Origin of the sequence: Rahnella sp. BIGb0603, from assembly GCF_024808755.1 — a bacterium.
GTDB classification, from domain to species: domain Bacteria; phylum Pseudomonadota; class Gammaproteobacteria; order Enterobacterales; family Enterobacteriaceae; genus Rahnella; species Rahnella contaminans.
Window position 1 is genome coordinate 102,590 of record NZ_JANUEX010000011.1, and the last position, 12,035, is coordinate 114,624.

The window sequence follows — 12,035 nt, forward strand, 5'->3', positions numbered from 1 at the left end:
AGGATTTCCTCAGTACAAGTTAACTAAAGCTTCAGACAAACGACGCATCTGCGACACGTCGTTTCCCCTGTATTTTATTTTACCTGACGCTTCTGATACTCACCGGCAGCCTTCACGAAGCCTGCAAACAACGGATGACCATCACGCGGCGTAGACGTAAATTCTGGATGGAACTGGCAAGCAACAAACCACGGATGGTTTGGCAGCTCGATAATTTCCACCAGTTGCTTATCGCCAGAGCGACCGGCTACGCGTAAACCTGCGGCTTCGATTTGTTTCAGCAGCATATTGTTCACTTCGTAACGGTGACGATGGCGTTCAACTATTGTCGGCTCGCCGTACATCTCGCGAACCAGGCTACCCTCGTTCAGGTGACATTGCTGACCACCTACACGCATGGTTCCGCCTAAATCACTGTCTTCGGAACGTACTTCGACGTTACCTTCTTCATCGCGCCATTCAGTGATGAGGGCGACTACCGGGAACTTACAGTCTGGCACAAATTCCGTTGAGTTGGCGTTATCCATACCCGCAACGTTACGGGCAAACTCAATCAACGCAACCTGCATACCCAGACAAATACCCAGATAAGGAATGTTGTTTTCACGCGCATAACGGGCTGTCGCGACTTTCCCTTCCACACCACGATAACCGAAGCCACCCGGGATTAGGATTGCGTCCAGGCCTTTCAGCACTTCGACGCCACGGGTTTCGACATCCTGTGAATCGATAAGTTTAATGTTCACGGTCAGACGATTTTTCAGGCCACCGTGTTTGAGCGCTTCAATCACAGACTTATACGCGTCTGGCAGCTCAATGTACTTACCGACCATACCGATGGTGACTTCACCGCCCGGATTAGCTTCTTCGTAAACAACCTGTTCCCACTCGGACAGATTGGCTTCCGGCGCGTTGATGCTGAAACGTTTACAAATATAGTCGTCCAGACCCTGAGATTTCAATAGGGCCGGGATTTTATAAATGGAATCAACATCTTTAAGGGAGATAACCGCTTTTTCCGGCACGTTGCAGAACAGCGCAATTTTTGCACGTTCGTTGGCAGGAACAGCGCGGTCAGAACGGCAGATCAGCACGTCTGGCTGGATACCGATAGACAGCAGTTCTTTCACAGAATGCTGAGTCGGTTTTGTTTTCACTTCACCGGCAGCGGCCATGTACGGCACCAGGGTCAGGTGCATGTACAGCGTATGTTCACGGCCCACTTCAACCGCCATCTGACGAATCGCTTCCAGGAACGGCAGGGATTCGATATCACCGACAGTACCGCCAATTTCAACCAGCACGACATCGTGGCCTTCGCCGCCTTCAATGATGCGTTCTTTGATGTTGTTGGTGATGTGCGGGATAACCTGAATGGTCGCGCCGAGATAATCGCCGCGGCGCTCTTTGCGCAGCACGTCAGAATAGATACGGCCTGTGGTGAAGTTGTTGCGGCGAGTCATCTTGGTGCGGATGAAACGCTCGTAGTGACCCAGATCGAGATCGGTTTCAGCGCCATCTTCGGTAACGAAGACTTCGCCGTGTTGAGTCGGGCTCATCGTACCCGGATCCACGTTGATATACGGGTCCAGTTTCATGATGGTCACGTTGAGGCCACGGGCTTCGAGAATAGCCGCCAGAGAGGCTGCGGCAATGCCTTTACCCAGAGAGGATACGACCCCGCCGGTCACAAAAATATAATTAGTTGTCATGCTGAACCTGAGAGGTTAGGTTTAAAGATGATGGAGTAACCAAGACGGGAAAACAGTATACCGGAACCTTGTGTGCGCCACAAATAATCGTTTTGCTGTCCATCATCGTTTCCTTGCCGTCAGTTCAGAAGGGTTTTGCCTTTCAGCCCTTCCCTCTCAGTCTTTCAAAAACAAACAGTTAGCTGATAAAACATGCATTACTGTTCGCATAACTCACTAAAACATCTTAGATTTCAATTTGTTGGACTTTAATGCTCGCAGATCAGCGTTTTAGCCCCTGAATGACACTGAGCTTAACCGTTTCAGCATTGTCAGATCTTGTCGCCGATCAAAGTCGTATTCGCCGATCTCAGTCTTCCTGCTTTTTCACCTGCTGCCAGGCAGCTTCCATCTGTTCTAGCGTGGCGTCTTCCATATTTAACCCTTTGCTGCGAATAATCTCCTCAACCTGCCGGAAACGACGCTCAAACTTGCGGTTAGCGGCCTGCAATGCATCTTCCGCTTTATGGCCGAGATGACGTGAAAGATTAACGGTCGCGAACAGCAGATCGCCGATCTCCTCACCCAGTTTTTCCTCGTCGATCACGGCCTGACGCGCTTCAAACATCACCTCGTCGATTTCTTCGTACACTTTGTCGAGCACCGGCCCGAGCGTCGTCCAGTCGAAGCCGACATTGGAACAGCGCTTCTGAATTTTGTGTGCTTTCATCAGCGCTGGCAGAGCAGACGGAATGTCATCGAGCGCGGAATGCAGGGATTTTTCCGCCCGCTCCTGCGCCTTACGCGCTTCCCATTTTACCAGCACGTCTTTGCTGCTGGCCTCTTTCGACCAGGCCGCTTCAGTGCCAAAGATCTGCGGATGGCGGCGCTCTAATTTGTCTGAAATGGCGTTGCAGATATCGTCAAATTCAAACAATCCCTGCTCGCTGCCCATTTGCGCGTAGAACACCACCTGGAACAGCAGATCTCCCAGTTCGTCGCGCACATCGGCGTAATCTTTGCGGGCAATCGCGTCCAGCACTTCGTAGGTTTCTTCCAGCGTATATGGCGCGATAGTCTCGAATGTCTGCTCTTTATCCCAGGGGCAACCGGCTTGGGGGTCACGCAGAGTTTTCATGATGGTGAGCAAACGTTGCAAAGGAGTTTCAGTCATGGCGCCCGTCCGTTTTAAAATTTTTTCTGGCGGAATAAAAATAGAAAAGGCCCGACTGGCGGGCCTTGAGATAAAGATAATCAACTACCGTGCAGTCGCTTCGCTTCAATAACGTCAGGAAGCTGATTCAGTTTGGCAATCACGCGCCCCAGAACCTGAGGGTTGTAGATTTCGATATCCATATCGATGGTTGCCAGTTGCTGCTTGGTATCACTGCGACTGGCTACGCCGAGCACGTTCACTTTTTCGTTGGCCAGAATAGTCGTGATATCACGCAGCAGCCCGCTGCGGTCGTTCGCGACCACACGCACCACCAGTGAATAGCCGCTGGAATAGCTTTCGCCCCACACGGCGTCTACCACGCGTTCCGGCGCATTCGAGCGCAAATCTTCCAGCTGATCACAATCGGCGCGGTGGATGGAAATCCCGCGCCCCTGCGTGATGTAGCCGACGATTTCATCGCCCGGAATTGGCTGGCAACAACGGGCAATGTGGTGCATCAGATTGCCCACGCCTTCGACCACGACGCGGCCATTATCTTTGGTACGCGTCGGTGGTGGCGTGGTTTTCTGCGTCAGCTGGCGCAGCGCTTCTTTATCCAGTTCTTCCGCGCTCGGCTTTTTCAGCTGCGATTGCAGGAAGTTAACCATCTGGTTGATGCGGATATCGCCGTTACCGATCGCGGCCAGAACCTCGTCGAGCGAGTTCACGTTGTAGCGCGGCAGAAGCAGTTTCTCGGCATCTTTGATGCTGATATCCAGCCGGTCCAGTTCATCGTCGAGGATTTGTTTACCGGCAATAATGTTCTTATCGCGATCCTGCTTACGGAACCAGTTCTGGATTTTAGAACGCCCGCGGCTGGTAGTGACATAACCGAGGCTCGGGTTCAGCCAGTCGCGGCTTGGGTTCGCATGCTTCTGGGTGATGATTTCAATCTGATCGCCCATCTGCAACTGATAGGTAAACGGCACGATACGCCCGCCGATTTTTGCCCCGATACACCGGTGACCGACATCACTGTGGATGTGATAAGCGAAGTCGAGCGGCGTGGAGCCCATCGGCAGATCGATAACATCGCCTTTTGGCGTAAACACGTAAACGCGGTCGTCGAAGACCTGACTGCGCACTTCGTCGAGCATTTCGCCCGAATCGGCCATTTCTTCCTGCCACGCGATAAGTTTACGCAGCCACGCGATGCGCCCTTCATAACCACCGCTGCGGCCACCGACCACGGCGGTACCTTCTTTGTATTTCCAGTGCGCGGCGACGCCCAGCTCGGCGTCTTCGTGCATCTGGCGGGTACGGATCTGCACTTCCAGCGTTTTACCGCGCGGCCCCAAAACAACGGTATGTATCGACTGATAACCGTTTGGTTTCGGGTTAGCGACGTAATCGTCAAACTCATCCGGCAGATGGCGGAAATGGGTGTGCACAATCCCTAACGCGGCATAGCAATCCTGCAAACGTTCCACCACGATACGCACGGCGCGCACGTCGAAGAGTTCATCGAAGGACAGGGATTTTTTCTGCATCTTGCGCCAGATGCTGTAGATATGTTTCGGGCGGCCATAAACATCAACTTTGATGCCCTCTTCCGCCATCGCATTTTTAACGGTCGAGACAAAATCGTCGATGTACTGCTCGCGGTCAATACGTCGCTCGTGCAGCAGTTTGGCAATGCGTTTGTATTCGTCGGGATGCAGATAGCGGAAGCAGAAATCTTCCAGCTCCCATTTGAGCTGGCCGATACCCAGGCGGTTCGCCAGCGGCGCATAGATATTGGTACACTCTTTTGCAGCCAGTACGCGCTCTTCTTCCGGCGCGTCTTTGACTTCACGCAGATGCGCAATACGTTCTGCGAGCTTGAGCACCACGCAGCGGAAATCTTCCACCATCGCCAGCAACATGCGGCGGACGTTATCCACCTGCTCGGAGCCCATCGAATCGTTTTGTGTGGCTTTCAGCTGGCGGATGGCGTCCATATCACGGACACCGTGAACCAAATCCGTGATGCCTTTGCCGAATTGCTGCGTGAGGGTTTCTTCGTCGATGATGCCGTCATCGACCAGCGGGAACAGCAGCGCGGCGCGCATACTGTCGTTATCCATGCTGAGGGTCGAGAGGATTTCAACCATTTCCAGACCGCGCCACAGCAGAAGTGACGCGTCAGGATGGCCCTGCGTTTGCTGTTCGCAGTAGCGCCAGGTTTCGGCTAAACGCTCACATGATTGCTGGCTGGACAGCCCTAAACTGTTGATCCAATCGTCGAGCGCAAACTCGCCAGCCGTATTCAGATGTGCACTTCTTACCGCAACCATACCCTCTCCCTACGTTTCTGATACAACGCCTGTATCAGACGGGTTGATAAACAGAGCCATCGATTCAAGGTGCCCGGTGTGCGGGAACATATCCAGCATACGAACCTGAGCTAAGCGATAACCCGCCTCCAACAAAATTTTACTGTCCCGGGCCAAAGTCGTGGGATTGCAGGACACGTACACCACGCGCCTCGGGGCAAGCTTAATAATCTGCGTCATTACGCCAGCAGCGCCGCCCCGGGCCGGATCCAGCAGGACTTTCGTGAAGCCTTGCGCCGCCCAGGGTTGCTTACTGACATCGTCTTCCAGATTTTCGTGAAAGAACGACACATTATCTAATCCATTATTCCGGGCATTATCTTGCCCATTCGCCACCAGTGTAGCAACACCTTCGACGCCGACAACCTGCTTAGCTCTTTTTGCCAGCGGCAGGGTGAAATTTCCCATCCCGCAGAACAAATCCAGCACGCGATCTTCAGGTGTCAGTTCCAGCCACTGCAAGGCCTGTGCCACCATTTGCTGGTTAACCGCATCATTGACCTGAATAAAATCACGCGGACCAAATTTCAGATTCAAACCCTCAATCTGGTAATAAGGCGTCTCGCCGCATAAACGCTCCAGCGTATCACTGTCGGGCGCCAGGAAAATCGTCAGCTGATGTAGCGCGGCAAATGCTGTCAGACGCGCACGATCGGTTTCACTGAGCGGATCAAGATGACGCAGCACCAGCAGCGGACCATTATCCGCCAGCACCAGTTCCAGATGCCCGAGGCGTTTCGCCGCCGTCAGCGAGGAGAGGCATTTCTGCACCGGCACCAACAGTTGCTCCAGTTCAGGGCGCAGCACCGGGCATTTTGTGATGGCAACCAGATCGTTCGACCCTTCCTGACGAAATCCCATCACCAGCGGACCGTTCACGGTTCCGGCTTTACGTCCCGGTTTAACGCCGGCGATTTGTAATCCCAGACGCGCGCGACGGCGGTAGCCGTATTGCGGACCGGCAATCACCGGCTGTTCCTGCGCCTGCACGCCAGTTTCGCGGGAGATCAGGCGCAACAATGACGCCGCTTTACTGCGCTGTTGCAGCGCCTCGCTGGCGTGCTGCTGCTGACAGCCTCCGCACGTCGAATAATGCGGGCACTGCGGTTTTACGCGCTCGGCACTGGTATTCAGCAAACGTTTCAGACGCCCTTTGGCGTACTTGCTTTTATCTTCTGTTAAAGTGACTTCCGCCTGTTCGTCAGGCAGTAAACCACTGACAAATACCGCTTTGCCGTTGTGACGCGCAACACCCTGCCCGAAAGCATCAAGGTCGGTGGCGGTCACAGTTATCGTTTGCCGGGTCGTCACGCGGCGGTTCGGAGAGTAGAATTGAGCCATTATTGTCGATTGCACGCTGGTTTATTAAGCTTACTTTAGGTAATTCTCCCACATTGGAACCTCATGACCAAATATAGCCTTCGCGCACGGATGATGATCCTGATTCTGGCACCGACGTTAATGATCGGTTTGCTGCTCAGCACTTTCTTTGTGGTGCACCGCTACAACGAGTTGCAGAACCAGCTGACAGACGCCGGAGCTAGCATTATCGAACCTCTGGCGGTCGCGAGCGAATACGGCATGACGTTCCGCGAACGCGAACCGGTGAAGCGCCTGATCAGCCGCCTGCACCGCAATCACTCAGATATTGTCCGCAGCATCAGCGTTTTCGACGGCGACAACAAACTGTTCGCTACCTCCAACTCGCTGCGCGAAGGCAGCCCGTTACAGGTGAAAAGTGTCGACGATATTCCGCGCAGCCTGACCAAAGTTCGCGCCGGCGATATGTTAATCCTGCGCACGCCGATTCAGGCCGAAAACCACACGGAAACGGATGATGAAGCTTTCATGTTGTCTCAGGAACACATGCTAGGCTATATCGCCATTGAGCTGGATTTACGTTCCGTGCGCCTTGCGCAATATCAGGAAGCGTTCGTTTCCACCATGCTGCTGTTGCTGTGTCTGGGGATCGCCACCCTGTTTGCTTACCGCCTGATGCGCGACGTCACCGGCCCCATACGCAATATGGTCAATACGGTTGACCGTATCCGCCGCGGCCAGCTCGACAGCCGCGTGGAAGGCAATATGCCGGGCGAGCTGAGCATGCTGAAAAACGGCATTAACTCGATGGCGATGTCGCTGACGGCGTATCACGAAGAAGTGCAGCAGAACATCGATCAGGCCACGTCAGATTTGCGTGAAACGCTTGAGCAGATGGAAATCCAGAACGTCGAGCTGGATCTCGCGAAAAAACGTGCGCAGGAAGCCGCACGTATTAAATCTGAATTCCTGGCCAATATGTCCCACGAGCTGCGTACGCCGCTGAACGGCGTGATTGGCTTCACCCGTCAGACGCTGAAAACACCGCTCTCGCCAACGCAGGCGGATTACCTGCAAACCATCGAGCGTTCCGCGAATCACCTGCTGACCATCATTAATGACGTCCTGGACTTCTCGAAGCTGGAAGCCGGCAAGCTGGTGCTCGAACATATTCCCTTCGCCCTGCGTGAAATGCTCGATGAAGTGGTGATCCTGCTCGCCCACACCGCGCATGATAAGGGGCTGGAGCTGACGCTGAACGTCCACAACAACGTGCCGGAAAACGTTCTCGGCGACCCGATGCGCATGCAGCAAGTGGTTACTAACCTGCTGGGAAATGCGATTAAATTCACCGAAAGCGGTAACATTGATATCAATGTTGAATTGCGCTCGCAGAATAATTTGCAAGTAGAACTGGAAGTGCAGATCCACGATACCGGCATCGGGATTTCCGAGCGCCAGCAGTCGCAGCTTTTCCAGGCCTTCCGTCAGGCAGATGCCAGCATTTCACGCCGTCACGGCGGCACCGGTCTGGGGCTGGTCATCACTCAGCGTCTGGTCAAAGAAATGGGCGGCGACATCAGCTTCTACAGCCAGATCAACCGCGGTTCGACGTTCTGGTTCCACGTCACGCTGGAACTCAATGAAAACCGCCACGTGACGCCGGTTTCTATGAGCGGCCTTGAAGGCAAACGTCTGGCCTACGTCGAAGCCAACCCGGCGGCGGCGAAAGCCACGATGGAAATCCTGCAAGCCACACCGCTTGATATCACCCACCGCACCACGTTGGCGGCGCTGCCGGATGCGTATTACGACATGATGCTGTGCAGCATTCCGGTCAAACCGGATCAGACGCTCTCCGATTACGACGGCAAACTGAAAAAAGTGCTGAGCATGACGCGCCACCTTCTGCTGGCGTTGCCGAGCCAGTTCCAGGTCGATGCCGAAGAACTGAAACGACGCGGCGTGCAGGCTTGCCTGATCAAACCGATGTCCAGCATCCGCCTGCTACCTTTGTTGCTTAAAGAACAACAGACCTCGGTCAGGGTGATTAACAACGAAGAAGGCCGGACTTCGCGCCTGCCGCTGACCGCAATGGCGGTGGACGATAACCCGGCGAACCTCAAACTGATTGGCGCGTTGCTCGAAGAACTGGTGGAAACCACCGTGCTGTGCCACAGCGGTGAGGAAGCGATTGAAGTCGCGCGTCATACCGATCTGGATATTATTTTGATGGATATTCAGATGCCGGATATCGACGGTATCCGCGCCAGCGAAATCATTCACCAGATGGCGCGCCACGCGAATACGCCGGTCGTCGCGGTCACCGCGCACTCGCTGAGCGGCGAGCGCGAACAACTGCTGAAACTCGGCATGGATGATTATCTGGCGAAACCCATCGACGAAAGCATGCTGAAAAATGTGCTGTCGCGTCATCATTCTCATCAGACGCAGCTGAATTCGCCGTTACAAACCGAAGAAAAACTCGCGCCAATCAGTACGCTCGACTGGCAGCTGGCGCTGAGCCAGTCCGCCAATAAAGTCGCGCTGGCGCAGGATTTACTGCAAATGCTGGTGGAGTTCCTGCCGCAGGTGGCCGAACGGGTGGAAGCCATCACGCGTAACGAGCCGGATAACGATATTCTGGCGCTTATCCATAAACTGCACGGCAGTTGCAGCTACAGCGGCGTGCCGCGCCTGAAACAGCTTTGTTTCTACATCGAACAACAACTGCGTCAGGGCGTAAGCGTCGATGCGCTGGAGCCGGAATGGTTCGAGCTGCTCGACGAAATCGAAAATGTGAAACAGGCTGCGGTGGCATATTTGCCGAGGTAAAACCGCAAAATAAAACGCCCGATCATGCCGGGCGTTTTGGTTTCTGCAAATCAGCGCATCAGAACCAGGTTTTCACCGCGCCGGTGACATCCCATTGTTCATTAACCAGCAATAACTGACGCCATTTGTCGAACGTCAGGCACGGATGGCAGATATCAAACACCAGCATATCGCCGACTTTCAGATCCGCATTTTCCGGGATCGACATAAACGCATGCTGATCCATCATCGCGTAAACTTTCCAGTTCTCAGGCGCAGGCACCACGGTGGTGTAACCGGCCTGCGTGGCGCTGCGCGGACGGAAATGCCCGGCGGCTTTCGGATAACCGGCGTCATAACCCGCATCGCGCTTGCCTAAAGCGATAATCGCCCTGCCCGGTTCCGGCAAAGACTGCACCGCCGCCCAGACCTGCAACGCGGGTTGTAAACTGCTGTTCATCTCACGCGCCACAGGATTGCTGGTTTGCATACGTTCCAGCGCCGCCTGATACGCACCAACGTCATGCGTCACGTAGCAACCCGAACGCAAAATGATATCCAGCGTATAACGCTTTTGCGCATCCAGATGCGGATCTTCCCGCGTCAGTTCTTCCGCCACTACGTCAAACCAGGCCGAACCGGCACCGGTTAAAATCACCGTGGGTTCAGCGAATTCCCCGGCCTGCGCCAGCACTTCGGTGCGTGCCAGAACATGACGCAGAAAAGTGCGGATTACCGCTTCGTCGTTGCTGACTCCTTCATAAAGTTCAACGCCCACCAGCGCCAGCGATTGCGGCCAGCGTTTCACGGCGGCGAGTACGTCGGCTTCCTGCTGATCTGTGCGGATCCCGGTGCGGCCACCCACAATCCCGTATTCAAACATGATCCGCAATCTGAGCTGCTGGCCGGCAAAATAGTGCCCGAGCGCGTTCACGTTTTCGGCTGAATCCACAATGCAGGTGAAATCAAAATCAGGATCTTCGCGCAGCAGTCCGGCGATCATCGCCATATTGCCTTTACCGACCAGCTGATTCGCCATAATCACTTTGCGGACGCCGTGCTGAAATGCCACGTTCACCTGCGGCGCGGTTGCCAGCGTGATGCCCCACGCGCCGTATTGCGTTTGCAGCTGATACAGTTCAGGGCTCATGGTCGTTTTGCCGTGCGGTGCCAGTTTCAGCCGGTAGCGCTGGATAAATTCACGCATCCAGGAAAGATTGTGTTCGATTCTCTCTTCAAGCAGAACGGCGACCGGCAGGCTGACGTCTTCACGGAGAATATTCCAGCCCTGCGCGCGGATATCGCCCGTCAGCGCACCGGCTTTCAGCGTTCCTAATCCTTTGGTTTGAGTTTCTACCGGCTGCTTCGAAAAATCAGTCTCTGACATGCGTGTTTTCTCATTGGCGAATGTCTCTAAAACCTAACGTAAAATCGCCGCAAATAAAATACAAAAACCGGCGCAGGCTGGGCCTGGACACCGGTTTTTTATACTGACCGTTTCAGCTCAGAGTTTTTGCGATAACTTAATGGTGGCGGCAATATTACGTGCCGACTTGCGCAGATTGTCTGCGGCATTTTTCAGAGCATCATCCAGCGTACAAATGCTGTAAAGCACACTGAAAACGGCGTCCAGTCCGTGGCTGTAAACGACATCCACATCTTTGGTCAGGCTGCCTGCGATACCAATGACAGGTTTGTTATAACGCTTGGCGACGCGCGCGACACCAATCGGCACTTTACCGTTGATGCTCTGGCTGTCGATGCGCCCTTCGCCGGTGATAACCAGCGTGGCGTCTTTCACCAGCGCATCAAGACCCAGCGCGTCCGTGACAATCTCAATACCCTGACGAAGTTCAGCATGGCAGAATCCGAACAACGCCGCGCCCATTCCGCCTGCCGCGCCGGCACCCGGAACATGCTCAACGTCAATGCCCAGATCCTTTTTGATCACCCGCGCATAATGATGCAGATAGCTATCGAGCTGTTCGATCATTTCCGGCGTCGCGCCTTTTTGCGGCCCGAAGATCGCAGAAGCGCCGTCTTTTCCGGTCAGCGGATTGGTGACATCACAGGCCACTTCAAAGCGGCATTTTTTAATTCTGGGATCCAGTTCGCTGATGTCGATATGGTGCAGTTTCTCCAGCTCGCCACCCCCCTGACCAATTTGCTTGCCTTCTTTGGTCAGCAGTTTTGCGCCCAGCGCCTGCATCATGCCTGCCCCGCCGTCATTTGTGGCGCTACCGCCGATGCCAATAATGCAATGTTTAACGCCATGGTCGAGCGCGGAATGGATCAGCTCGCCCGTACCGAAAGAGGTGGTTTTGAGGGGGTTGCGCTGCGCCGCAGGCACACTTTCAAGCCCACTGGCGGCCGCCATCTCAATGAAAGCGATTTTCTCATCCCCGGAGAGCCCGAAGAAAGCCTCAAGTGGCGTGCCCAGCGGCCCGGTGACAGTCACCTTAACCACGCGGCCTCCGGTCGCCGCCACCATCGCTTCGACGGTGCCTTCACCACCGTCAGCAACCGGCAGTTTGACATACTCCGCCTCGGGGAAAATCTCACGGAAACCACTCTCGATGGCCTTTGCCACATCCAAAGCAGACAAACTTTCTTTGTATGAATCCGGTGCGATCACTATTTTCATAAAGTCATTACCTTCATAAACTGCACGCGCCGAAG

General features: G+C 54.5%; 7 protein-coding genes. 1 reads left to right on the top strand and 6 read right to left on the bottom strand.

The window, feature by feature from the left end:
- Nucleotides 1–74: 74 nt before the first annotated feature.
- From pyrG to rlmD, 4 genes are all read right to left on the bottom strand, one after another.
- Complete coding sequence (gene pyrG, locus M2403_RS22870) at nt 75–1,712, bottom strand: glutamine hydrolyzing CTP synthase (protein ID WP_152324024.1); 1,638 nt, start codon at nt 1,710–1,712, stop codon at nt 75–77.
- A 349-nt stretch (nt 1,713–2,061) separates the two neighbouring features.
- Nucleotides 2,062–2,865, bottom strand: coding sequence for a nucleoside triphosphate pyrophosphohydrolase (mazG, locus tag M2403_RS22875; RefSeq protein ID WP_165061514.1), 804 nt, complete (start codon nt 2,863–2,865; stop codon nt 2,062–2,064).
- An 80-nt stretch (nt 2,866–2,945) separates the two neighbouring features.
- Nucleotides 2,946–5,183, bottom strand: coding sequence for a GTP diphosphokinase (gene relA / locus M2403_RS22880; protein WP_165061511.1), 2,238 nt, complete (start codon nt 5,181–5,183; stop codon nt 2,946–2,948).
- A gap of 9 nt (nt 5,184–5,192) precedes the next feature.
- Nucleotides 5,193–6,563 (bottom strand): 23S rRNA (uracil(1939)-C(5))-methyltransferase RlmD, encoded by a 1,371-nt coding sequence (gene rlmD, locus M2403_RS22885; protein ID WP_165061509.1) that lies wholly within the window; start codon nt 6,561–6,563, stop codon nt 5,193–5,195.
- Nucleotides 6,564–6,626: 63 nt separating this feature from the next.
- Here rlmD and barA point away from each other — a divergent pair, with 63 nt between their 5' ends.
- Nucleotides 6,627–9,377: a two-component sensor histidine kinase BarA gene (gene barA, locus M2403_RS22890; protein WP_152324028.1), complete on the top strand. Its 2,751-nt coding sequence runs from the start codon at nt 6,627–6,629 to the stop codon at nt 9,375–9,377.
- 58 nt (nt 9,378–9,435) lie between these two features.
- Here barA and M2403_RS22895 read toward each other — a convergent pair whose 3' ends face one another.
- Nucleotides 9,436–10,743 carry an amino acid deaminase gene (locus tag M2403_RS22895; protein WP_259231066.1) on the bottom strand — a complete coding sequence of 436 codons (1,308 nt, stop codon included), beginning with the start codon at nt 10,741–10,743 and terminating at the stop codon, nt 9,436–9,438.
- 117 nt (nt 10,744–10,860) lie between these two features.
- Entirely contained in the window at nt 10,861–12,000 is a 1,140-nt protein-coding gene (locus tag M2403_RS22900) for a glycerate kinase (protein ID WP_259231068.1), read from the bottom strand.
- Nucleotides 12,001–12,035: the final 35 nt, after the last annotated feature.